Raw genomic sequence first — 23902 nt, 5'->3', positions numbered from 1 at the left:
CGCCATCGACTTGACATTTCGCCCAGTCCACACCGCGCTCTGCTGGCGACAATCAGGTCTTTGAAAGGCGCGCATGCACTACGGCAAATCCCAGGCCATTGGAGACAAGAGCATCTTCATCATCGACACCGCCATGAGCGTGGTCGATGGCCGGCTCTACTACGAGTACTGCAACAAGGGGGACAGCACAACGTCCTTTCTGCGCGCCGTTGATGTGGCCACCGGCAACGTGCTCTGGGACCACCGCATGCGCGAGAGCGAGGGCATGTCGTGGTTCGTGGACGAGCGGCATCTGATGCTCTGCGACCAGGTGCTTGATGCCCGCACCGGCGAATGCCTGTTCGACTTCCATGCCGTGCCGGGCATGCAGGCCAGGCATTGGCCCGTTCCCGTGGAGCTGGACGCGCATCGCTGGCTCGTCGCGATGGAGGAGAGCAGTCCCGAGGGCCGCTATCTGCTGCTGGACCGTCGCACCTGGCAGGGCAGCACGCTGGCGCTGGGCCTGCAGGGTGCGTTTGTGCTGGAGGGGGCGGTCTACGGCTGGATCGTCCACCCTGAGCGCTCGGAGCTGCGGCGCTGGCATGAAACCGACGGGCACACCGAGCATGTGCTGTGGGTGGACAGTGCCCGCGACCTGTACTCGCCCGCCATTGCAGGCGCGTGGGCCGTGTTCGGCCCCGGCAGCAGAGACCACGTGGACATTGATGCACCCTGGCTTCGCATCCATCCTTGCAGCGGCGAAGTCCTGGCCATCACACCTCCCGTTCAACCTGACGATGAGCGCCGGCATGTGCATGCCCAGCGGGCAGCGCATCGTGACGGCGTGGTCTATTTCTGCTTTGCACGCCAGGGCATGTATGGCTATGACATTCGCAGCAACCGTTTCGGACCGTGCCTGTCGCCTACCCATGTCAGCGCGCCGCAATGCCATGCCGGCGTCCTTTATGGAATACAGGACAGGCACGAGGACGGCATGGAGCGGGCCTATCTTGTCGCCGTGGACCCGGACACCGGCGCCCCGCTTTGGGAAACCCCGTGCAGCAGCCGCAACTACAGGCATCTGAGCGTGAGCGAATGCGGTGTCTTTCTAGGCATTGCGGGCGGCAAAATCCAGCACCTTCCGCCAGCGGGCCGCAGGCGCAGCACCCCAACGGCAGAGCCTGCCAAACGCGCCAAACGCGCCGAAAGCGCCGAAAGCGCCAAAAGCGCCAAGGCCGCCACCCGGCCAGTACGCACCGTGCCGCCCGAGTCTCCCTATGCACACATGCTGGACGACATGCCCACGCTGCTCGATGCCCTGCAGGCGCGCGCCTGCGCGCAGAGCCCAGATAGCACCCTCACGGCCGTGGCCTTCTCCAAGCCCTGGGCCATGGTGGCCTGCATCGAATATGGCGAGGACCCCGACTTCCCCCATCTGCGTCTGCTGGATCTGCAAACCGATGCCTGGATCGCGCTCGACTGCAACGACCTGATCGACGCACCCATGATTGAAGGCATCACGTTCGTGGATGGCCAGGACGGGAAGCTGGACCTGCTACTGCATGACGGCGGCCGCCACACCATCCACATTGACCTGCCCGCACGCACCGTGCGCTGGAATGCCGAGCAGGCATAGGACAAGACAACGATGCCGCTTGCACGACCGTGCAATCCGCACTAAGTTGGAGGGCCGGTCCGGCCATCGGCGCCGACGGCAGAATCTGCCCGTATCCCACCCCTACCCGTCTCTTTCATGACCACCCTCAAGCTCTACTACGCTCCCGGCACCTGCGCCCTGGCCGCCCGCATCGCCCTGATCGAGGCCAATGCGCCCCATGAAGTCGTCAAGCTCGATTTCTCCAAGGGCGAGCAGCGCAGCCCCGAATACCTGGCCATCAATCCCAAGGGCCGCGTGCCCGCCCTGGTAACCGAGCGCGGCGTGCTCACCGAAACGCCGGCCCTGCTCGCCTATATTGCCCGGCGCTTTCCCGAAGCCCGGCTTGCCCCGCTGGACGATGCCTATGCCTTCGCCCACATGCAGGAGTTCCACGGCTACCTGTCCTCCACCGTGCACGTGGCCCACGCCCACGGCCGGCGCGCAGGCCGCTGGGCCGATGACGAAGCGGCCATTGCCTCCATGCAGCGCAAGGTGGCAGCCAACATGGCCGAATGCTTTGGCGTGATAGAGCGCCACTACCTGGGCGACGCGCCCTGGGTGCTGGGCTCCGACTATTCCGTGGCCGACGCCTATCTGTTCACCATTGCCGGCTGGCTGGAGGGCGACGGCGTGGACATCGCCGGCTTCCCCAAGGTGCAGGCGCACTTCAAGCGCATGGGCGAGCGCGCTGCCGTGCGCGGGGCTCTTGAAGATTGACATCCACTGACGATACTCCAGAGAGATGCATCCTGATTCGAACATAATGAATCACTAACGGCTGCTATACCTCATAGAATTTCACTCGCATTTTATTAAAAATCTCTTATCGCCTTCATAATTCAATAGAAAAGAAAGATGCAAGATGTTTATTACAAAAATAAAGTTAAAAAATTGGAAGAACTTTCGCAATCTAGATCTTAATTTAAGCGAAGCCACTTATGTCTTAGGTTCCAATGCCGCCGGAAAGTCTAATTTCTTAGACTCCATCAGATTTCTAAAAGACATTTCAAAGCCTAAAGGCGGCGGCTTGCAAGCCGCATTAGATGATAGAGGAGGAATTAGCAAGGTTCGCTGTCTGCATGCTCGAAATGATAACGAAGTATCTCTAAAAGTAGATATCTCAGAAGAAATAGATGGCCCGGCAGTGTGGACCTACGAGCTGGGCTTCAAGCCAGAAGGCAAAGGGGCACAGCGGATTCTCGTCTCAAAAGAAAGTATCACAAAAAATGGTATATCACTCTTTGAAAGACCTACCAGAGAAGACAGAAAAGATCCCGCACTCTTAACTCAAACTTATTTAGAACAAATACAAACCAACGCAAAATTCAGAGAAGTTGCAGACTTTTTTGGATCCGTTATGTACTTGCATCTTGTTCCTCAACTACTAAAATATTCAGAGAGAATCGGGGGACATATGTTAGAAGAGGATCCATATGGTCAAGGTTTCTTGATCAGACTGGCTAAAACTTCTGAAAAGGTGAGATCATCGCGTCTCAAGAAAATTGGAGAGGCCCTGAGAATTGCTGTTCCTCAATTTGAAGAGCTCCGATTTATGAAAGACAGTTTGGGCCATCCTCATTTGGAGGCGCGCTACGCACACTTCCGCCCTAACGCTGGATGGCAACGGGAAGATCAATTTTCAGATGGAACACTCCGACTCTTGGCTCTGTTATGGAGTTTACTGGAAGGCAATTCCCTTCTTCTTTTAGAAGAGCCGGAAATATCTCTTAATGATGGAATCGTTAAATCCATTCCACAAATGATTGAGGGACTTCAGCGAAACAGAAAAAGTCGACGGCAAATAATACTAAGCACACATAGTGATGCTCTATTAAGCAATCCTGGAATTGATGGTCGCGGGGTAGTTCTTCTAGAAAGCACCAAAGAAGGAACTATTGCAAGAGAACTCGTAAAAGATGAAAAAGCCGCCCTTAAGGCCGGATTATCCGTAGCCGAGGTTGTTCTACCCAAAACCCGTCCATCAGCTATCTCACAACTGTCTTTATGGAAATAAGATTCGCCATTGCAACCGAAGATGAGTTGAGTGAGGCCGTTGCTCTTCGGATAATTAAATATGTCAAACCAGACCATGAACCTTCTTTGCTTCTACGTGGAGGTGGGTTTGGCTACTTAAAATCAAAGATGAAGAACTGGATAGAGCTATCTCGTCAAGTTCCAATCTTCTTAATAACCGACTTAGATGACAGCAACTGTGCATCGGCATTAATAAATAACTGGCTAAATGGAGGTAGCTTAAATGAAAACCTCATATTTCGCGTTGCAGTTCGTGAAGTTGAAGCATGGCTGCTAGCAGACGACAAGGGCATAGCCACCCTGATGGAACGCAATGTGAAAGTACCTCGCGATCCCGACACACTAAATGACCCCAAGGCCGCACTTCTACGAATAGCATCATCCGCCAGTCGAAAGATCAAGCAAGAGCTAGTACAAAAAAATGGTGTCATTAGTAGCCAAGGCATCGGCTACAATGCTCGTCTAATATTATTTATCGAGAATGAATGGAATCTTGATTATGCCAAAGAAAACTCACCAAGTCTAAATAAAGCAGTAACACGAATGAAAGAATATTTTCAAAAGAGGACAAAAATTATTTATTAGCAACCAATATTACAACATTACCTACCGCAATCAATAAAAAGCATTCCAAACAAAGTATAATCAACGACTACAACGAAACTCATTAGATACCATTTCAATATAGCGATTTGCGCAGTTCATAGTTCAAAATTATTCCTAGAGCGCGTTATGCACTTACAGATAAGACCAATATCTGAGCCGCTATCGGCAGCTTGAGCGCGACAAATACAAAAAAGTGCAAGCCACTCAACAGCCGCGCAGGCCGATGACGAGGCGGCCATTACCTCCATGCAGCGTAAGGTAGCAGCCAACATGGTCGAATGCTTTGGCGTGATCGAGCGCCATTACCTGGCCGATGCCCCCGGTGCTGGGCTTAGACTACTCCGTGGGCGACGGCGTGGACATCGCCGGCTTCCCCAAGGTGCAGGCGCACTTCAAGCGCATGGGCGAGCGCGCTGCCGTGCGCGGGGCGCTGGGGAGCTGAGGGGGGAGGCTGCCCGCGGCCTGCGATGGCCGCGCTCAGCCAAACAGATCGCTGTGGGTTCCAAGGCGCTTGAAGATGACGATCTCCATGTCCTTGGCTTCGGGATGCGGATCAATGCGATAGATCAGCAGGAAGTCCCCTCCCAGATGGATGTCCCGGTCGCCCGCGTCCCATTCATCGTCGGCGATCAAGGCGTGATCGCTCCACTGCGCCGCCAGCACCTGTTGCGCCGTGTGGGCGATGAGCAGGCCGCCGACCTGGTTCACCAGTGTCATGTCGTAGCGGCCTGATGCCGCCATGCGCTGGTAGTCCTTCTTGAAGGTCTTGGTGTACGCGATGGTGCGCAGCCTGTAGCCCTTCTTGCCGGCCATCAGGCTTCATCCCTTTCCATGGCCTGCAGCATGGCTTCAACAGAGGCATGTCCAGGTTCACCGCCTCTGGCGATTTCTCTCGCCTCCAAAGTGGCCTGCCGGTTTGTCTCGCGACGCAGCCGCATCGCCTGCACCTGCTCCGCCGTCAGCCGCAGGTCAAAGGGAATGCCGTTGTGCAGCACAACGCCCTGCAGAAACATGCGCACGGCGGCGTTCACATCCATGCCCAGCGTAGAAAGTATGTCGGCAGCGCTGTCGTAGATCTTGTCATCCACAGTAGTACGGATGATGGTCATCTTTTGCTCCTTTGAGGTCACTTGCCGACATATTCTAGGCAATCTCAAATCAACTGTTGCTGCGACCTTCCACACGCATTCACTTGCAAAAACAAAAAACCAGACAGTCATTCGTAAATTTCCCTTGGCAGTCCTCCAAGCCCCAGACCTCTACCGCCGCCCCCAAGCCTTGCCTACAGTCGCCAGGACAGGCAGGGGCGTTGCACAAGGCGGCGCCTTTTCGCCATTCCAGAAACGACGGATTCAGACGACAGGGTGGAGCATGCAAAGACAAGCCAGGGTGATTGCCATCAACAACCAGACGGGGCTCATCGGTCTGCAGCCGGAGGGAGAGGACAGCTGCGTGCTGGCGCAGCAGCTCGATACCCGCCCCGTGAATACGGGCCAGATGCTGTCAGGGGAGATGGACAGCGTGGGCATGGAGACGTTTGTGAACGCGCAGACGCAGGACCGCATCGAGGTCTTTGTCGAGGCCTACGGGCTGTCTGCGGAGGCCGTGGAGCTGGCGATGCGCTGAGTGGGCCGGCCAGCGAAGGCGCGGGTGCCGGTCTCAAGGCCGCGCCCACTGCGCCAGCGTGTGCCGCGCCAGCGCCTCGACATCCAGCGGAGACCGGGGGTCCACCGCCAGCTCTCCCAGCATCACCATGGCCTCGGGAATCTGGTTGCGCTCGCGCAGCAGCAGGGCCTTGTTCAGCAGCAGAAAGCCGCGGGTCTGGGCATCGGGGCCGGCCTTCAGGCCGCTGTCCAGCAGGGCAAGGCATTGGTCGGGGTCGTCCTCCATCAGGGCGGCTGTCTTCCAGGCGGGGGCGAAGCCAGGGGTTTCGCGGGTCATGGCCAGGGCGGCCTGGCGCACCTTGCTCCTGTCGGTCTCCCACTCCAGGGCGAGGTAGCGCAGATAGGTGCCTTGCGGGAGCTTGCCATCGCGCTCCATGCGCAGGCTGTGCACGGCCGTCTTGGCCATGAAGAAACCCCTGGGAGCCATTGCATCCACGCGCCGGTAGTGGCGATAGGCCGCATCGAAGTCCTTTTGCAGCAGGTAGGTGAATGCGGCGTCGTAGACGGGATAAGGCCAGTCCGGCGCCAGCTTCGAGGCGGTCTCGAAATGCGCCAGCGCAGCCCGGTTGTCACCGCGCTGCCCTGCGGCGCGGCCCAGGGCATGGGCATCGCGCGCCGCCTGGCTGACGGGTGTGGCGCGGGGCAGTTCCCAGCTGAAACGGCCATCGGCCTTGTCCAGGTCGCTGCGCTTGAGCACGCGGCCGGCACTGTCCTTGAAGACGATGTCGTCGGCTGCCATGGCGGGCGCTGGCGCCAGCAGCTGCAGTGCAAGGGCCATGGCGGCAAGCAAGGGGAGCTTCATGGTGTGCTGAGCTTGGTTCGGGAAAGCCGATATTAGGGCGCAGACGCAGACGCAGGAGCGGAGCCGGCAGACGGGGATTCACCTGCAGGCCTGCCAGTTGAGGGGGCCGTGGCGGCGGCACGCCTTCCCCTGCCCCTGGCGCGCGGACGGGCAAGGTGATTCATTTGCCATTCCAGCGATTCGGTATCGAAGTCGAAGGCATCCAGCAGGGCAATGGCTTTCCTGGCCTCCCTGAAGTCCACTTCCGTGACGGGCGGACTGTGCCGCAGCGACAGATCGTGCTTGAGCAGCCATTGCTGCAGATCGGCCAGCGCGACGATGGAGATGCCCTGGTTGATGAGCTGTGACGCGGTGACTTGCGCCAGCATGGCCGGCGTCAGTTGCCTGCAGGAGCGCAGGCCCAGGACCTGCCTGAGTTTGGCCACCAGGGGAGTGCGCAGCTCGAACTGGGGCAGGCTCTCGAAATGGGCCAGGGATTCGAGGTACAGGTCCGGCTCCGCATGTATGGCGTCCAGGTCGTTGGGCAGATTCAGCAGTTCGCAGATGCGATTGAGGGCGGTGCGTGCGCGTTCGGTGCCGAGTTTCTCGGCCTTGCCCGCTTGCGCGACCGAGCAGCCGGCGATGACGGAGCGCAGCACATTGGCCTTGGTGAGATTGGAAATCATGGAATCCCCCTGATGAAAATCCAGGGACCCCAGCTTCAGCCGCCCGGTCCCGACAATGGCTCTGGCGCGGCGATGGGCCGTTCACGGAACCTCGGAGGCCGGCAGGCGCAAGTGCATTGCGCCGCCGCCAAGGGACAGGAGGACGCCAGGCCTTGCAGAGTTCCAGGGGAAATGCACGTGCTTGCGCCCACAGTCAAATGCAATGCGCTGAGGTGCAAATTCCATGCAAATTCCATGCAGATTCCATCGAAAAGGGGGCCTGACGGCCCCCCTGGTGTGCTCTGCCGGCTGCAGCCCCGGCAGGCCTTGCTTGCGGCGACTCAGCGGCGGCGCAGGCGCTTGATGCCTTCGACAGCCGCCAGCACGATGGCGCCGGCCACGATGCCGGCCACCGCGTTGAGCACATTCACCGCCAGCACGCGCCACAGGCCGCCCAGCGCGCCCTGGGCCACGGCATCGCCCAGGCCCTCCACGGCGTGGTGCAGCGCAGGCACGCCGTGTACGAGGATGCCGCCACCCACCAGGAACATGGCGGCCGTGCCCGCAACGGACAGCCCCTTCATCAGCCAGGGCGCGGCGGCGACGATGCCCCGGCCCAGCGCGCGGGCCGCGGCGCTGGCACGCTGGCCCAGCCACAGTCCCAGGTCATCGAGCTTGACGATGCCGGCCACCAGGCCATAGACGCCCAAGGTCATGATGAGGGCAATGCCCGCCAGCACGGCGACCTGCTGCCCGAACGGCGCCGAGGCCACGGTGCCAAGGGTAATGGCGATGATCTCGGCCGAGAGGATGAAGTCGGTGCGCACGGCGCCCTTGATCTTGTCCTTTTCCATGGCGACGAGATCGACGCTCGCATCGGCATTGGCCTGGGTGAGGCGCTCGCGCTCCACGGCATCTTCCTCGGGCGAATGCAGGAATTTGTGGGCCAGCTTCTCGCAACCCTCAAAGCACAGAAAGGCGCCGCCGACCATGAGCAGCGGCGTGACAGCCCAGGGAATGAAGGCGCTGATGAGCAGCGCCGTCGGCACGAGGATGACCTTGTTGACCAGCGAGCCCTTGGCCACGGCCCAGACCACGGGAATCTCGCGCTCGGCGCGCACGCCCGTGACCTGCTGGGCGTTGAGGGCCAGGTCATCGCCCAGCACGCCGGCCGTCTTCTGCGCAGCCACCTTGGTCATGACGGACACATCGTCGGCCATGGCCACGCTCTTGCGGGCCGCGACCTTGGTCATGAGGGCCACGTCGTCAAGGATCGCTGCAATATCGTCAAGCAGCATCAGCAAACCAGCACCAGCCATCGCGTTTCTCCAGTGAATTGTTGGGGGGCCTTGCGGCCTGGGCGCCATCATGGGGCACGGGCATGTCCTGCCCGTGTAGGAGAGGCCCGGCGGCCGGCCGGGCCACCGGCCTGAGCGGCCATCCGCTACTTGCTTGTCTTGAAGCCCTGCCCTGCCGCCCAGGCCGCCACGTCGTCGCGGCGGATGGCGGCGGCCATGAGCTGCGGGAAGGCGTCCGGCGTGCAGGCAAACGAGGGCACGCCCAGCGCGGCCAGCTTGGCGGCCAATTGTGCATCGTAGGCAGGCGCGCCTTCGTCGCTGAGCGCCAGCAGCGTGATGAACTGCACGCCCGACTCCACCAGCTCGGAGGCACGTCGCAGCAGGCCGCTTTCCACGCCGCCTTCGTAGAGGTCGGAGATGAGCACGACGATGGCATTGCGCGGCTCGCTGATCAGGCCCTGGCAGTAGCCCACGGCGCGGTTGATGTCGGTGCCGCCGCCCAGTTGCACGCCGAACAGCACGTCCACGGGGTCGGAGAGCTTGTCGGTCAGGTCCACCACCGCCGTGTCGAAGACCACCAGACGGGTAGCGACGGCCGGCAGGCTGGCCATGACGGCACCGAAGATGCTGGAGTAGACGACGGAGTTGGCCATGGAGCCGCTCTGGTCTATGCACAGGATGACTTCGCGCTGCGGGCGGCGGACCTTGCGGCCGTAGCCGACCAGGGTCTCGGGCACGATGGTGCGGTAGTCGGGCTGCCAGTGGCGCAGGTTGGCGCGGATGGTGCGGTTCCAGTCGATCTCGGAATGGCGCGGGCGGCGGTTGCGCTGGCTGCGGTCCAGCGCGCCCGAGACGGCGCTGCGCATGGGCTCTTCCAGGCGGCGCATGAGGTCGTCCACCACCTTGCGCACGACGATGCGCGCGGTCTCCTTGGTGTTCTGCGGGATGACGGAGCCCAGGGAGATGAGGTCGGCCACCATGTGCACGTCGGGCTGCACATGCTCCAGCATTTCGGGCTGGAGCATGAGTTCGCGCAGGTTCAGGCGCTCCATGGCGTCGCGCTGCATGACCTGCACGACCTGGCTGGGAAAGTACTTGCGGATGTCGCCCAGCCAGCGGGCCACGCTGGGCGAGGAGTTGCCCCGGCCGCCCCGGCGCGAGAGGCTGCCGTCCTTGTTGTCTTCTTCGTAGAGCGCGGCCAGGGCCTTGTCCATCTCTTCGAGGGAGCCGCCCTTGGCGCCCAGCCCGCCGCAGCTGCCCTCGGCCGGCTGGCCCAGCACCAGGCGCCAGCGCTGCAGCCGGTTGGTGGGCTGGACAGCGGGGTCCTGCGGATCGGCGTCGGCAAGGGATGCATCGTTCACGGTGGCAGCGGTGTTCATGGCTGGGCCTCCTGCGGGCTGGACAGCAGTTGCGCGGGCAGGTTCAGGCCCAGCAGTTGATCGAGTACGGGGAGGGCAAGCACGGCGCGCGCCTCGTTCCAGGCGCCGTCGTCACCGCCGCCTGCCGCGCCTGCGGCACCTGCGGATGCAGCCGCCACGACGGCCGCACTGCCCTGCCCTCGCCGGGCCTTTTCGCCCAGGCTCTGGCGGTCATGGTTGGAGAAGGCCGAGAAGCTGCGGCGCACCAGGGGCAGGATCTGGGTGAACTGGGTCTCGCCCAGCTGGGCCAGCCAGGCATCGACGGCGCCCCAGATGGCGTCGTCGTGCAGCAGCACCAGGGCCTGGCGGTTGAGAAAGCCGTCCAGCCAGGCAGCAGCGTCCAGCGGCGGCACGCCCAGCGAGAGATTGCGGCCCAGTTGCGTGGCCACGGCCTCGCTGTCCAGGCGGTGGGCATCCAGCAGCAGGCGGCAGGACGTGCCGCGCAGCAGGGCCGCGCCGGCGTCGCCCAGGGCAATGCTGCGCAGGGCGCCGAACCAGACCTCGCGCGGCTCCTCGGCATCGCGCAGACGCAGGGCTTCATGGGCCTGCAGCACCGTGGCCTGCATGTGCCTTGCGGCGTCTTCATCCAGCGCCATGCAGGCCAGGGGCAGGCCGATGGCGGCACGCAGCGCCATGCTGTCGATCACCGTGGCCAGCGCCTGGGTGTCGGTCTGGCGCACGCTGCCGTAGCGCAGCACATTGGCCAGCGGCGGCAGCGCCTGCATGAGCTGGGAAACGTCGCCGGTGCTGGCAGAGCGGTCTGCCAGGTCGTGCATGAGGGCATCGACCAGGTGCGGCAGGTCGGCCAGCAGGGCGTCGTCGATGGTCTTGGCCAGCTCGGGCAGCGGTGTCTCGGGCGTCAGCGCCTGGCGCACCTTGGCGGCTGCAGCCTGCACCAGGGTGCCGCCGTAGCGGCTGGCCTCGATGACGCGCACGGCCAGCTCGGGCTCCCACTGCAGTTGCCAGCTTTCGCGGAAGGTGCCCCGGTTGCGCTGCTGGTCGGTGGTGACGCTGCCCCACTCTATGCCCAGCAGGCGCAGCCGGTGCAGGAAGTGGCTGCGGTCGCGGTCCGTGTCCTTGCGCAGGTCCAGGGCCAGGACCTTGGCGGCCGCCTCGGGCTTGAGGCGCAGGCTTTTTTGCTGCTGCTCGATGTCGCGCTGCAGCGGCACCTGGGGCACGTCGGCGGGCACGCCGCCGATGCGGTCGCCCACGCTGAGTTCGCGCTCGATCAGGCGCAGCGGAGCGCGCTCGCCCATGCTGATGACGGTGACGATGGCCTCGTCCAGCTCGGGCAGGCCCGGGCTGGCGTGGCCGCGCAGGGCGGCCAGGCTTTCGGCCAGGCGCGTGGCCTCGATGATGTGGGCGCTGGAGCAGTCCAGGTCCTTGGAACGCAGCAGATGGGCCACGCGCGCCAGCCAGCCGACGGTGCGCCGGGTGCTGGCGCGTGCCGGGTCGGCAGCAGGTGCGGACTGGAGCAAGGACTCGGGCGCAGGCTCGGAGCAGCGCCACAGGTGTTCATACCAGCCCGGCGAATCCACGCCCGCTCCATAGCCGCTGGACGAGCACAGGTTGCGGTAGGTCCAGGGCGCCCAGGTGGCCTGGACCTTGGCCTTGGGCAGGCCCTTGAGCGTGGCGGCATCGGCCTTGGCGGTGACCTGGGCCTGCAGGGCCGGCACATGCCATGCGCCGCAGACCACGGCAATGCGCTGGTGGCCGGCCTTGACGGCCTCGCGCATGCACTGGCGCATCCAGGCTTCGCGCAGCGCCTCGCGCCGGGCGTGGCGTTCTCCGCGCACTTCGTTGGGCAGCTCGGCGCGCACCACGGCCATGGCTTCGGCAATGCCCTCGAACAGGGTGGCGCCGTCGCCGCGCTCCTCGACCATGCGGTTCCACCAGCTTTCGCCGTCGGGGTAGCCTGCGGCCTCGGCCAGCAGGTCCAGCGGATCGCGCCAGTCCCGCCTGCCGGGGTCCGAGGGATCGACGGCGAGGGCGGCAGCCGGCACGGACTGCGTGGTGTCGTCGCGGTCCAGGGCCTCGGCGGCATTGCTCTGGAGCTGGCCGCCGTCTGCCGCAGCGGCGCCGGAATCGGAGCCGGTGTCTGCATCCTGGCCTTCATCGCCCGCATCCTCGCCCGCATCACCTGCATCTGCTGCCGCCGCCTCGGCCCGGCGCCGCTCCTGCTCGGCCATGTCCAGCGCCATGCGGTGGGTCTGGGGCAGGTCGATGAAGCGCGTGGCCACGCCCTGGCGCGCCGCCCATTGCAGGGCCTGCCATTCGGGCGAGAACTCGGCGTAGGGATAGAAGGCGGCATGGGCCGGGCTGTCCTGCACATAGACCAGCATGGCCACGGGCGGCTGCAGGTCGGCATGCTGGAGCATGGGCAGCAGGGACTCGCCCTCGGGCGGGCCTTCGACCAGCAGGCAGTCGGGCTGCAGCTGCTCCAGGGCCTGCAGCAGGCTGCGCGCGCAGCCCGGGCCATGGTGGCGGATGCCGAAGAAATGAAGCGGATTGGCAGAGGTGGCCATACGGGAAGTGCGCAGGAGATGCGCAGAAGATGCGGTCGGTCAGCGGTGCGGGAGTGCGGGCTTCAGAGCTGCTCGCGGCAGGCGCGGTACAGGTCCTTCCAGTCGCTGCGCTCCTTGACCACGGTCTCCAGGTATTCCTTCCAGACCACGCTGTCCTGCACCGGGTCCTTGATCACGGCGCCCAGCAGGCCCGAGGCCACATCGCCCGCGCGCAGCACGCCGTCGCCGAAATGCCCGGCCAGCGCCATGCCGCTGTTGATGACCGAGATGGCCTCGGCCGTGGACAGCGTGCTGCTGGGCGACTTCACGCGCACGGTCTTGCCGTCCTCGGTCTGGCCGTTGCGCAGCTCGCGGAAGATCTGCACCACCCGGCGCACTTCCTGCAGGGCCGGCGGCTCGGCGGGCAGGGCCAGGGCGCGGCCCTGCTCGGCCACGCGCTTGGTGACGATCTGCACTTCCTCGTCCTGCGATGCCGGCACGGGCAGGACCACGGTGTTGAAGCGGCGCTTGAGCGCGCTGGACAGCTCGTTCACGCCCTTGTCGCGGTTGTTGGCCGTGGCGATGACCGAGAAGCCCTGCACGGCCTGCACCTCGGTGCCCAGCTCGGGCACGGGCAGGGTCTTTTCGGACAGCACGGTGATCAGCGTGTCCTGCACGTCGGCCGGGATGCGGGTCAGCTCTTCGATGCGGGCGATCTTGCCCAGCTTCATGGCGTTGACCAGGGGGCTGGGAATCAGCGCCTTCTCGGACGGGCCATGGGCCAGCAGCTGCGCGTAGTTCCAGCCGTAGCGCAGCTGCTCCTCGCTGGTGCCGGCCGTGCCCTGCACCAGCATGGTGGAGTCGCCGCTGACGGCGGCCGACAGGTGCTCGGACACCCAGGACTTGGCCGTGCCCGGCACGCCGTACAGCAGCAGGGCGCGGTCGGTGGCCAGGGTGGAGACGGCGATTTCCATCAGGCGCGGATTGCCGATGTACTTGGGGCTGACCTCGAAGCCGTTGCCGAGCTTGCCGCCCATGAGGTACTGGAGCACGGCCCAGGGCGACAGCTTCCAGTTGGGCGGACGCGGACGGTCGTCCACCTTGCGCAGGGCTTCGAGTTCTTCGGCGAATTGCTGTTCGGCATGCTGGCGCAGGACTTGGCTCATGGTGTGCTTCCGGAAAGGGATGGGAATGGGATTCGGTAGGGGGTGGGTGGCAAAGCGGGCCCGGCCTCAGGCCTGGCCGCGCAGTGCGATGAAGGCCTGGTGCAGGCCCAGGCGCAGCTCGACGATGCGCTCCAGGTGGCCGCGCATGCGCTCCTCGTCCCAGGGCCGCGCGCGGCTGCGTTCGAGGCGCGCCTGCTGCTGGGGCGTGAGGGGAATGGCCGGGGCGGCTGTTGCTGCAGATGCCGAAGCGGCTGCGGTCTCTGCAACAGGCTCGGCCGGGGGCTCCGGCTCGGGCTCGACCTGTGCATCCAGCACCGAGGGCTTGCGCCACAGCTCGGCAAAGCGCTCCAGCGCAGTCACGTCCAGCATTCGCGCGCAGGACAGCAGTGCCTGGTCGGCGCGGTAGCTGTGCCAGTTGCCCGTGATCTGCTTGCCGCCCACGGCCACATGCAGTGCCTCGGTCAGCCGCGCCGACAGCGCCGGCGAGAGCAGTTCGGCACCGCCCAGCGACTGGGACATGCCCTCGATGGCGTCGATGAGCTTGTGCCTGTCGCGCTCGAACTGGGCAATCCAGCGGGACTCGCGTTCTTCGGGGGACAGCCGGGCCATGAGGGCGGGCAGCAGCGCATCGTGGCGCATGTCGCGGCCCAGGGCCTGGGCGGCATCGATCCATTCCACGTCCAGCTGGTACTGCAGGGCCCGCACCCAGCCCTGGCGCAGCGAGGATTTCCAGTCGCTGCGCCGGCTCCACTCCATCACTTCCAGGGGCGTCAGGCCCAGGGCCCGGGTCCAGAAGGACACCGGGGTGAGCTGCACCATCTGCTCCAGCAGCCAGGCCTTCTTGCCGCCACGGAAGTAGGCATCGGGCTTGAGCGTGATGCCGTCGCGCTCCCATTCCTTGAGGCCTTCCTCGGGAGGCTCCACGATCCACTGGCCCTTGTCGTCCTGCTGCAGCATGGACTGCATCCAGCCCATGACGCGCTGGCTGTGCGCGCTGTCCGGCAGGCACGAGAGCATTTGCGCGGCGTTCTCGCGGATTTCCTTGCTGCGGTCGGACAGCAGTTTTTCGAGCAGCGGCTCGTCGTCCATGCCCAGCCCCACGGTCAGTGCCTGGACCATGGGCAGGCGCTCCTTGGCGCCCAGCTCCTTCAGGCTGCCTTCCAGCCGCGCACGGGCCTGGGCGGCATCGGCCGCGCGCTCGCTGCGCAGCAGGGCCACGCGCTGCTCGACCGAGCCCTCCTGCCAGACCAGTTCGGGGTCGGCGGTTTCCTCCACGCCGCTGGCATAGCTCCATTGCGGATTGAGCGCGCCCAGCCAGCGCCCGCGCTCGCCCAGCACCGGGGCCAGCCACTGGCGCAGCTCCACGGACTGGCGGCCCTGCTCCAGCGCAGGCACCAGCAGGTCATGGGGCAGGCGCTGGCCCGCCTGGTCCAGGGTGCGCAGCATGGAGGCCTGCAGCTCGAACGGTCCGTCCTTGAGCACGTCGCCCATCAGGCTCTGCAGGCGAGCATCGGCAGGCGCGGGGCGCGATTCTGCAGGCGCCGCGGCCGGCACGGCCAGCGGTGCCGGCAGGCGCACCTGCGCGCCGGGCTGCCAGCCTGCGCGCTCGAACACGGCCGCCACGGCGCTGGCGCGCAGCAGTTGCTGGGCGGGCGAGTCGCCGGGCAGGTCCGCCCGGGGCAGCAGCGCGGCCTGCACGGCCTGCTGCGACCACGGGGCAGACGGATCAACGCCCGAAGCCAGCGCAGGCGGCACGGCCAGCCGGTCCGAGCCGACCATGGCCGATTGCTGCAGCGCAGTCCAAAGTTGTGTGTTGCTCATACCGGTTCACCCTGGTTCTGCCAGATACATTGCCGGGCGCTTTCGCCCTCGCGGGCCTGCCAGGCGCTCAGCAGGCGCCAGCGGCCCACGGCCGGGCCGGGCTCCCATTCGCCAAACAGCTGCATGGGCGCGCCGCCGCTGAGCGCCAGCAGGCGCCAGGCTTCGGCATCGTCAATGGCCACGGGAACGGGTTGCACAGGCGCGGCAGTGCCGTCAGCAGACACGCCGGGCGCAGCCGCCGATGCGCCCGGCGCATCGGGCCAGGCCGCAAACCATTGGCCCTGGGCAGGCACCAGGCGCAACCCGTCCTGGCACAGCGGCTGCGTGGCCTGCAGCGGGTTGGCGGCAATGCGCCGGCCCATCTGCTGCAGGACGTCGCCCACGGCCGAGGTGTCCAGCGGGCTGGCGCCATCGGCAGGCAGCGCAGGCCCGTTGCCGTTGGCGGCAATGGCGCGCAGCGGCGCATGGCCCGGGTAGAAATTCAGCGCGCATCCGTAGCGATGGCCAGGCACCCAGGCCGATTCGAAGCCGCGCCCGCCCTGCGCATAGTCCAGCACCAGGGCCATGCGGCCCGTGCGCTGCCCGTGCAGCCAGACGCGACGCTCCATGAGCCGGCCTTCGCGCTCGATCATGCGCAGGCCGGCCACCAGCCATTCGTCCTCGACCAGTTGGCCGCGGGCCTGCACTTCGGCCTTGTCCATGGGCCAGCCCAGCGCGGCCATCACGTCGGCCTTGACCTCGGGGCTGAGCGATTCACGGCGGCGCACGGCGTCGATGATCAGCTGCCAGTGGCCCAGCTGCACCAGCATGTCGCGTGGCCAGTCGCGGTGGCTGTCCACCAGATCCCGGCAGTCCTTGATGCGTGCCGCCATGCCCGTGGCCTGCGCATCGACCATGCGCGCGGCCATGGTGTTCCAGCGCTGGCGCATCTGGGAGTCGCCGGCCTGGTTGGCCAGGCCCGCGCGCACCATGTCCTGCATCCACAGCGACAGTTCCTGCAGGCCCGCCTCGACCTTGTCCCAGCGCTTGTCTTCGCGCCTGGCCTGCTGCCTGGCCGCGACCTCGGGATCGGGTGGCGGCTCGGCCGCCGCGGCAGCTGCCTTGGCCTCCTTCTTCTCGGCCTTTTCCTGGCGGCTGTCCAGCCAGGTCTGCACCCAGGCCGGTGGATCGCCGCCCTCGGTGACCTGGCCGCCCGCACGCATCAGCATCAGCGCCAGCCCATGCTTGCAGGGGAACTTGCGGCTGGGGCAAGAGCATTTGAAGGAGGGTCCCGACAGGTCCACCTGGGTCTGGTAGGGCTTGCTGCCGCTGCCCTGGCACTCGCCCCACACCGCCACATCGTTGGCGCCCATGGTGGGCCATTTGGCGGGCGATTGCAGCCCCTTGGCGGCCTTGCTGGAGGAAGCGTCCGGCGATAGCGCCAGCACTTCGCTCTCTGTTCCTAATACACGCGACACCGAAGCTCCCTCTCCAAGTGTTTGTCATCGCCAGGCGCATTGAATGAAGAAACGACCGCGCCCGGCAAGCCCGAAAGCCTATCAGCAATAGTTATCGGCAATTTGAAACAAATCACAACAACGTCAAACCTCTCTCCCATGAACCGGGAACCCCATGGCGCGCAGCCAGCTGCGCTATATCAGCGCATGCATTGATGGCACCAAGCCGTACCAGCCTTCAGGCATTGCAAAAAGACGCAGGAAACACGCATTCACCATTTCCTGCGATGCACATCGCCACCCATTGAAAGCAAGCACTCATTCCGCACTGAAAACGGTTTCATTCCATTGCACTGGCAACCATTGCAATCCGCTGGCCATTGCGATAGCCCGACAGTGCGTTCAAACCGGAGCCAGGCAAGGCCGGACCAGACCCTGGCTGGGGGATGGGCTCTCGAAAAACCGGATGTGCCAGGCAAATATACTGTATATTCATACAGCCATGGAGCTGCAACGCAAACTTTTCATCCTCGCCGACGCCGCCAAGTACGACGCCAGCTGCGCCTCCAGCGGATCGCAGGGGCGCGACTCGCTGGACGGCAAGGGCATGGGCTCGGTCACCGGCATGGGCATCTGCCACAGCTATGCGCCCGACGGGCGCTGCATCTCGCTGCTCAAGATCCTGCTGACCAATGTCTGCATCTTCGACTGCCGCTACTGCATCAACCGCAAGAGCTCCAACGTGCAGCGCGCCCGCTTCACGGTGGCCGAGGTGGTGCAGCTGACGCTGGACTTCTACCGGCGCAACTGCATCGAGGGACTGTTCCTGTCCAGCGGCATCATCCGCTCCAGCGACTACACCATGGAGCAGCTGGTGGAAGTGGCCCGCCGCCTGCGCGAGGAGCATGACTTTCGCGGCTACATCCACCTCAAGACCATCCCGGATGCCGCCCCTGAATTGCTGGCCCAGGCAGGCCGCCATGCCGACCGCCTGAGCATCAATGTGGAACTGCCCACGGCCAGCGGCCTGGCGCAGTTCGCGCCCGAAAAGGACGGCCGGCGCATACGCCAGGCCATGCAGGGCGTGGACCGGCATGTGCAGGCCTGGCGCGCGGCCACGCGCGAGCAGCGCCAGGCGCAGTCCCTGCCCGGCGCGCCCGCGCAGCGCGCCGCCGTGCCGCGCTTCGCGCCGGGCGGGCAGAGCACGCAGATGATCGTGGGCGCCGACCGCGCAACCGATGCCGACATCCTCGAATCCAGCCATACGCTGTATGCGGGCTACGGCCTGCGCCGCGTGTACTACTCGGCCTTCAGCCCCATTCCCGATGCCTCGCGCGACCTGCCGCCGCAGGCGCCGCCCCTCATGCGCGAGCACCGGCTCTACCAGGCCGACTGGCTGATGCGCTTTTACGGCTACGGGGCGGGCGAGATCGCGGCGGCCAGCCGCCACGGCATGCTGGACCTGGAGATCGACCCCAAGCTGGCCTGGGCACTGGCCAACCGCCAGCAGTTCCCTGTGGACCTCAACCGTGCGCCTCGCAGCCTGCTGCTGCGCGTGCCGGGCCTGGGCACGCAGACGGTGGAGCGCCTCCTGGCGGCGCGCCGCGTGCGCCGGCTGCGGCTGGACGACCTGCTGCGGCTGCGCGCCCCCGTGCAAAAGGCCCTGCCCTTCGTGCTGATCGACGGCCACCGCCCCCTGCTGGGCGAGACCGACTCGGCCGCGCTGCGCACGCGGCTGATCGCGCAGTCGCAGGCCAGCCAGGCCCAGGCGCGGCACAGCGGCATGCGCGTGCAAAGCGCACTGCAGGCCAGCCTGTTCTAGAACCTGGAGCACGCCATGCACGGACAGGCCCTCACCATCGAACTCGACAGCCCCGACGACTGGCCCGGCTTTCGCGCAGCCTGCCGGGCGCTGCTGGCCCACGGCGCCGACCCCGCTGCGGTGCGCTGGCGGTGGCCCGACACGCGGGGTGCGCAGCCACTCGGCGCGGGGGTGGACCTGTTTTCCAGCGCGCCGCAGCAGGCCGTGCCCGCCTCGGCGCTTGCCGGGCTGGCCGGCCCCGGCGAGGCAGGGCTGTCCCTGTCGGACACCCAGATGTCCGCCCTGCGCCATGCCTGCATGCACCGCGCGGCAGGCCGCTTCGAGCTGTGCCACCGCTGGCTGGCGCGCATGCAGGCCCGGCCCGAACTGCGGCTGGATGCGCTGGATGCGGACTGGCGCGCCATCGAGGCCCTGGCCCGCCCCGTCTCGCGCGAGATCCACAAGATGCACGCCTTCGTGCGCTTTCGGACGACCCAGCGGCAGAACCTGCCCGAGCTGCACATCGCCTGGTTCGAGCCCGAGCACCACATCGTGCGCGCGGCGGCACCCTTCTTCTGCAAGCGCTTTGCCAACATGCACTGGGCCATCCTCACGCCGCAGTGCAGCGTGCACTGGGACGGCCATGCGCTGCGCCTGGCGCCCGGCGCGCGCCGCAGCGATGCCCCGCCAGCCGACGCGGGCGAGGCCCTGTGGCTGACCTACTACGCCAGCACCTTCAACCCCGCGCGCCTGAAGGAGCAGGCCATGCTGCGCGAGATGCCGCGCCGCTACTGGCACAACCTGCCCGAGACGGTGCTGATCTCCACCCTGGTCCAGCAGGCCCGCGCGCGCACGGGACAGATGCTGGAGCAGTAAGGACAGGCGCAAAAAAACAAAGGCCCCGAAGGGCCTTTGTCTGCTTTGCAGCGTCGCTCAGTGCATCAGCCCAGCCACTTGCGGGCGTTGCGCCACACGCGCATCCAGGGGCTGAATTCCGACTTGTCGCCGTTGGTCCAGCTCATCTGCACGTTGCGGAACACGCGCTCGGGGTGGGGCATCATGGCCGTGAAGCGGCCATCGGCCGTGGTCACTGCCGTCAGGCCGCCGGCCGATCCGTTGGGATTGAACGGGTACTGCTCAGTGGCCTTGCCGTGGTTGTCCACGTAGCGCATGGAGGCGATGGCCTTGTCCGCATTGCCGCGGAAGCGGAAGTTGGCAAAGCCTTCGCCGTGGGCCACGGCGATGGGCAGGCGGCTGCCGGCCATGCCCTGCAGGAACAGGCTGGGCGACTCCAGCACTTCCACCATGGACAGGCGCGCCTCGAAGCGGTTGCTCTGGTTCTGCGTGAAACGCGGCCAGTCCTGGGCGCCGGGAATGATATCGGCCAGTTCGGCAAACATCTGGCAGCCATTGCACACGCCCAGGCCGAAGGTGTCGCTGCGGCCGAAGAACTGCTGGAACTGCGCGGACAGGCTGTCGTTGAAGGTGATGGAGCGCGCCCAGCCGATGCCGGCGCCCAGCGTGTCGCCGTAGCTGAAGCCGCCGCAGGCCACCACGCCGGCGAAGTCCTGCAGCTGCGCGCGGCCGCTTTGCAGGTCGGTCATGTGCACGTCCACGGCGTCGAAGCCGGCCTCGGTGAAGGCGTAGGCCATTTCCACATGGGAGTTCACGCCCTGCTCGCGCAGCACAGCCACGCGGGGCCGCGCGCCCAGGTTCAAGAAGGGTGCGGCCGGGTTCTCGGCCGCGTCGAACGTCAGGTGCAGGTGCATGCCGGGGTCGGCAGGCTCGCCGGCTGCGGCGTGCTCGCTGTCGGCGCAGGCCGGGTTGTCGCGCTGCTGGGCAATCTTCCAGCTGACGGCATCCCAGACCTGGTGCAGGTCGCTGAGCGAGGCGCCGAAGACGGACTTGGCATCGCGCCAGACCTGCAGCTCGCCCTTGCCCGCATCGACCTTGGAGGAGGCAGGACGCGTCTTGCCGATGATGTGGCTGCAGGTGGACAGGCCATGCTCGCGCAGGGTCTGCAGCACGGCGGCGCGGTCGGCCGTGCGGATCTGCAGCACGGCGCCCAGTTCTTCGTTGAACAGCGCGCGCAGCGTCATGTCGTCGCGGCGGCCGCTGATCTGGGAGGCCCAGTTCTTGCCTTCGCCCGAGTCCATGCGGCTGTCGCTGATGCCGTCGCCTTCGGTGACCAGCATGTCCACGTTGATAGCCACGCCCACATGGCCGGCAAAGGCCATCTCGGCCACGGTGGCCAGCAGGCCGCCGTCGCCCTTGTCGTGGTAGGCCAGGATCTGGCCCTTGGCGCGCAGGTCGTTGACGGCATCGACCAGGGCAATCAGGTCCTTGGCGTCATCGAGGTCGGGCGTCTCGTTGCCGGTCTGGCCCAGCACCTGGCCCAGGATGGAGCCGCCCATGCGCATCTTGCCGCGGCCCAGGTCCACCAGCACCAGGGTGCTGTCGTCTTCCGAGGCGTCCAGCTGGGGCGTGAGCGTGCCGCGCACATCGTCGATGGAGGCAAAGCCCGTGATGATCAGGCTGACCGGCGAGGTCACCTTCTTGACCTGGCCGCCCTCGTTCCACTGGGTGCGCATGGACAGGCTGTCCTTGCCCACGGGAATCGAGATGTCCAGCTGCGGGCACAGCTCCATGCCCACGGCCTTGACGGTGGCGTAGAGCGCCGCGTCTTCGCCGGGCTCCCCGCAGGCCGCCATCCAGTTGGCCGACATCTTGACCCTGGACAGTTCGATGGGCGCGGCCAGCATGTTGGTGATGGCCTCGGCCACGGCCATACGGCCCGACGCCGGCGCGTTGATGGCCGCCAGCGGCGTGCGCTCGCCCATGGCCATGGCCTCGCCCTTGAAGCCCTGGAAATCGGCCAGCGTGACGGCCACGTCGGCCACGGGCACCTGCCAGGGGCCGACCATCTGGTCGCGGTGGGTCAGGCCGCCCACGGCGCGGTCGCCGATGGTGATCAGGAAGCGCTTGGAGGCCACGGTGGGGTGGGCCAGCACGTCGATCACGGCCTTTTCCAGGGGCACGCCGGTCAGGTCCATGGGGGGCAGCTCCCGCTGCACGGTGGCCACGTCGCGGTGCATCTTGGGCGGCTTGCCCAGCAGCACGTTCATGGGCATGTCCACGGGGAACTTCTGGTCGCCCGAGGCCACGGCCGTGTCCTCCAGCACCAGCTGGCGCTCCTCGGTGGCCGTGCCGATCACGGCAAACGGGCAGCGCTCGCGCTCGCAGAAGGCCGTGAATTCGGCCAGCGATTCGGGCGCGATGGCCAGTACATAGCGCTCCTGGCTTTCGTTGGACCAGATTTCCTTGGGCGCCAGGCCGGATTCCTCCAGGTTGACGGCGCGCAGATCGAAGCGCGCGCCACGGCCCGCATCGTTGGTCAGCTCGGGGAAGGCATTGGACAGGCCGCCGGCACCCACGTCGTGGATGGCCAGGATGGGGTTCTTGTCACCCTGGGCCCAGCAGTGGTTGATGACTTCCTGGGCGCGGCGCTCGATCTCGGGGTTGCCGCGCTGCACGGAGTCGAAGTCCAGCTCGGCCGCGTTCGTGCCGCTGGCCATGGAGCTGGCAGCGCCGCCGCCCATGCCGATGCGCATGCCGGGGCCGCCCAGCTGGATCAGCAGGGTGCCGGCGGGGAATTCGATCTTGCGCGTCAGCTCGGAGTCGATCACGCCCAGGCCGCCCGCGATCATGATGGGCTTGTGGTAGCCGCGCATCACGGCATCGGCACCCACGCCGACCTGCTGCTCGTACTCGCGGAAATAGCCGGTCAGGTTGGGACGGCCGAATTCGTTGTTGAAGGCCGCGCCACCGAGCGGGCCCTCGATCATGATCTGCAGCGGGCTGGCGATGTGCTCGGGCTTGCCCACTTCGCTGCCCCACAGCTTGGAGACCGTGAAGCCCGACAGGCCGGCCTTGGGCTTGGAGCCGCGGCCCGTGGCGCCCTCGTCGCGGATCTCGCCGCCCGCGCCGGTCGATGCGCCGGGGAAGGGAGAGATGGCCGTGGGGTGGTTGTGCGTCTCCACCTTCATGAGGACGTGGTTGACGGCCTGCTTCTTCTGGTAGCTGGGCGCCTTGATCTTGTCCAGGGCCGCCTCGAAGGTGGCGACGAAGCGCTCGACCTCATGGCCTTCCATGATGGAGGCGTTGTCCGAGTACGCGACCACCGTGTGCTGGGGCGAGACCTGGTGCGTGTTGCGGATCATGCCGAACAGGCTCTTGTCCTGGGCCACGCCGTCAATGGTGAACTGGGCGTTGAAGATCTTGTGGCGGCAGTGCTCGCTGTTGGCCTGCGCGAACATCATCAGCTCCACATCCGTGGGATTGCGCTGCAGGCCCTTGAAGGCGTCGACCAGGTAGTCGATCTCGTCGTCGGCCAGTGCCAGGCCCCATTGGCGGTTGGCAGTCTCCAGCGCCGCGCGGCCGCCGCCCAGCACATCGACGAACTCCATGGGAGCGGCTTCCAGGGCGGAGAACAGCTGCTCGGCCTCGGCGCGCGTGGCGAAGACCGATTCGGTCATGCGGTCGTGCAGCAGGGCCGCGATCTGCGCGGTCTGCTCGGCCGACAGCTCGGGCTTGCCACCGAGCAGGCCGCTCTTGAGGACCACGCAGTACTCGGTGATGCGCTCGACGCGGAAGACTTCAAGGCCGCAGTTGCGCGCGATATCGGTGGCCTTGGAGGCCCAGGGCGAGATCGTGCCCAGGCGCGGGGTGACCACCAGGGCGGTGCCATCGGCCGGGCCTTGCGGGCCTTCGTAGGGATCTCCATAGGTCAAGAGCGCCTGGAGGCGCTCTTGCAATGCGGGCGTGGGTGCGGCGTCCGTGGCCACCAGGTGCACGAAGCGCGCGGCAATGCCGGTGATTTTGGGATGGATGGCGACCAGGTCGGTCAGAAGCTGCTGGGCGCGGAACGAGCTGAGAGCGTTTCCACCCTCGAACTGTGTCAGATGCAAGGTCACGTGGCGGCCTGTTGGGTGAGGAGGCTTGTGAAAAGCGCCCTGCGGCCCCGCCCGGCTGGGGGCAGGCCGCAAGGCGCTGAATCGGTGAGGCCGCCATTT

At 65.7% G+C, this 23902-nt stretch carries 18 protein-coding genes; 7 read left to right on the top strand and 11 right to left on the bottom strand.

Going from position 1 to position 23902, the window contains the following annotated elements:
- The first annotated feature begins 73 nt into the window (after positions 1 to 73).
- From ACF8LI_RS07885 to ACF8LI_RS07870, 4 genes are all read left to right on the top strand, one after another.
- A complete protein-coding gene (locus tag ACF8LI_RS07885; protein ID WP_209671479.1) occupies positions 74 to 1615 on the top strand; it encodes a hypothetical protein in 1542 nt (513 codons plus the stop codon).
- A gap of 117 nt (positions 1616 to 1732) precedes the next feature.
- Positions 1733 to 2353, top strand: a complete 621-nt coding sequence (locus ACF8LI_RS07880; protein WP_312840997.1) for a glutathione S-transferase family protein — start codon at positions 1733 to 1735, stop codon at positions 2351 to 2353.
- A 145-nt stretch (positions 2354 to 2498) separates the two neighbouring features.
- On the top strand, positions 2499 to 3650 hold the full coding sequence (locus tag ACF8LI_RS07875; protein WP_312840996.1) for an AAA family ATPase: 1152 nt from the start codon (positions 2499 to 2501) through the stop codon (positions 3648 to 3650).
- Positions 3641 to 4255, top strand: coding sequence for a DUF4276 family protein (locus ACF8LI_RS07870; protein ID WP_312840995.1), 615 nt, complete (start codon positions 3641 to 3643; stop codon positions 4253 to 4255). The genes ACF8LI_RS07875 and ACF8LI_RS07870 overlap by 10 nt, the downstream gene beginning before the upstream one ends.
- Before the next feature lie 498 nt (positions 4256 to 4753).
- Here the strand turns inward: ACF8LI_RS07870 and ACF8LI_RS07865 are convergent, their stop codons facing one another.
- Both ACF8LI_RS07865 and ACF8LI_RS07860 read right to left on the bottom strand, forming a co-directional pair.
- Positions 4754 to 5089, bottom strand: a complete 336-nt coding sequence (locus ACF8LI_RS07865; protein WP_141834648.1) for a type II toxin-antitoxin system YafQ family toxin — start codon at positions 5087 to 5089, stop codon at positions 4754 to 4756.
- Positions 5089 to 5385: a type II toxin-antitoxin system RelB/DinJ family antitoxin gene (locus tag ACF8LI_RS07860; RefSeq protein ID WP_043790100.1), complete on the bottom strand. Its 297-nt coding sequence runs from the start codon at positions 5383 to 5385 to the stop codon at positions 5089 to 5091. Before ACF8LI_RS07860 ends, ACF8LI_RS07865 begins: the two co-directional genes overlap by 1 nt.
- Before the next feature lie 262 nt (positions 5386 to 5647).
- Here ACF8LI_RS07860 and ACF8LI_RS07855 point away from each other — a divergent pair, with 262 nt between their 5' ends.
- The gene (locus ACF8LI_RS07855) at positions 5648 to 5902 is read left to right on the top strand and encodes a hypothetical protein (protein WP_016451380.1); all 255 of its coding nucleotides are present in this window, start codon (positions 5648 to 5650) and stop codon (positions 5900 to 5902) included.
- Between the two features lie 33 nt (positions 5903 to 5935).
- Here ACF8LI_RS07855 and ACF8LI_RS07850 read toward each other — a convergent pair whose 3' ends face one another.
- The 8 genes from ACF8LI_RS07850 to ACF8LI_RS07815 all read right to left on the bottom strand — a co-directional run bounded on the left by ACF8LI_RS07850 (position 5936) and on the right by ACF8LI_RS07815 (position 17050).
- On the bottom strand, positions 5936 to 6742 hold the full coding sequence (locus ACF8LI_RS07850; RefSeq protein WP_016451379.1) for a hypothetical protein: 807 nt from the start codon (positions 6740 to 6742) through the stop codon (positions 5936 to 5938).
- A 32-nt stretch (positions 6743 to 6774) separates the two neighbouring features.
- Positions 6775 to 7407, bottom strand: a complete 633-nt coding sequence (locus tag ACF8LI_RS07845) for a hypothetical protein (RefSeq protein ID WP_016449190.1) — start codon at positions 7405 to 7407, stop codon at positions 6775 to 6777.
- Between the two features lie 320 nt (positions 7408 to 7727).
- The gene (locus ACF8LI_RS07840) at positions 7728 to 8705 is read right to left on the bottom strand and encodes a DUF808 domain-containing protein (RefSeq protein WP_016449189.1); all 978 of its coding nucleotides are present in this window, start codon (positions 8703 to 8705) and stop codon (positions 7728 to 7730) included.
- A 125-nt stretch (positions 8706 to 8830) separates the two neighbouring features.
- Positions 8831 to 10063 (bottom strand): VWA domain-containing protein, encoded by a 1233-nt coding sequence (locus ACF8LI_RS07835; protein ID WP_016449188.1) that lies wholly within the window; start codon positions 10061 to 10063, stop codon positions 8831 to 8833.
- Complete coding sequence (locus ACF8LI_RS07830) at positions 10060 to 12627, bottom strand: DUF5682 family protein (RefSeq protein ID WP_392414470.1); 2568 nt, start codon at positions 12625 to 12627, stop codon at positions 10060 to 10062. Before ACF8LI_RS07830 ends, ACF8LI_RS07835 begins: the two co-directional genes overlap by 4 nt.
- Positions 12628 to 12689: 62 nt before the next feature.
- Positions 12690 to 13772, bottom strand: a complete 1083-nt coding sequence (locus ACF8LI_RS07825; RefSeq protein ID WP_016449186.1) for an AAA family ATPase — start codon at positions 13770 to 13772, stop codon at positions 12690 to 12692.
- Between the two features lie 66 nt (positions 13773 to 13838).
- Entirely contained in the window at positions 13839 to 15593 is a 1755-nt protein-coding gene (locus ACF8LI_RS07820; protein ID WP_392414469.1) for a DUF5691 domain-containing protein, read from the bottom strand.
- Positions 15590 to 17050, bottom strand: coding sequence for an SWIM zinc finger family protein (locus ACF8LI_RS07815; protein ID WP_374007331.1), 1461 nt, complete (start codon positions 17048 to 17050; stop codon positions 15590 to 15592). The genes ACF8LI_RS07820 and ACF8LI_RS07815 overlap by 4 nt, the downstream gene beginning before the upstream one ends.
- A gap of 481 nt (positions 17051 to 17531) precedes the next feature.
- Here ACF8LI_RS07815 and ACF8LI_RS07810 point away from each other — a divergent pair, with 481 nt between their 5' ends.
- A complete protein-coding gene (locus ACF8LI_RS07810; protein WP_016450772.1) occupies positions 17532 to 18851 on the top strand; it encodes a putative DNA modification/repair radical SAM protein in 1320 nt (439 codons plus the stop codon).
- Between the two features lie 15 nt (positions 18852 to 18866).
- Positions 18867 to 19706: a TIGR03915 family putative DNA repair protein gene (locus ACF8LI_RS07805; RefSeq protein WP_392414468.1), complete on the top strand. Its 840-nt coding sequence runs from the start codon at positions 18867 to 18869 to the stop codon at positions 19704 to 19706.
- 65 nt (positions 19707 to 19771) lie between these two features.
- On the opposite strand, the gene purL is transcribed toward ACF8LI_RS07805, so the two are convergent.
- Positions 19772 to 23803 carry a phosphoribosylformylglycinamidine synthase gene (gene purL, locus ACF8LI_RS07800; RefSeq protein WP_392414467.1) on the bottom strand — a complete coding sequence of 1344 codons (4032 nt, stop codon included), beginning with the start codon at positions 23801 to 23803 and terminating at the stop codon, positions 19772 to 19774.
- Between the last annotated feature and the right edge of the window lie 99 nt (positions 23804 to 23902).

It is taken from the genome of Delftia sp. WSY_12, from assembly GCF_043104645.1.
GTDB lineage: Bacteria > Pseudomonadota > Gammaproteobacteria > Burkholderiales > Burkholderiaceae_C > Comamonas > Comamonas tsuruhatensis.
This window is presented reverse-complemented; position numbering and strand designations above follow the sequence as displayed.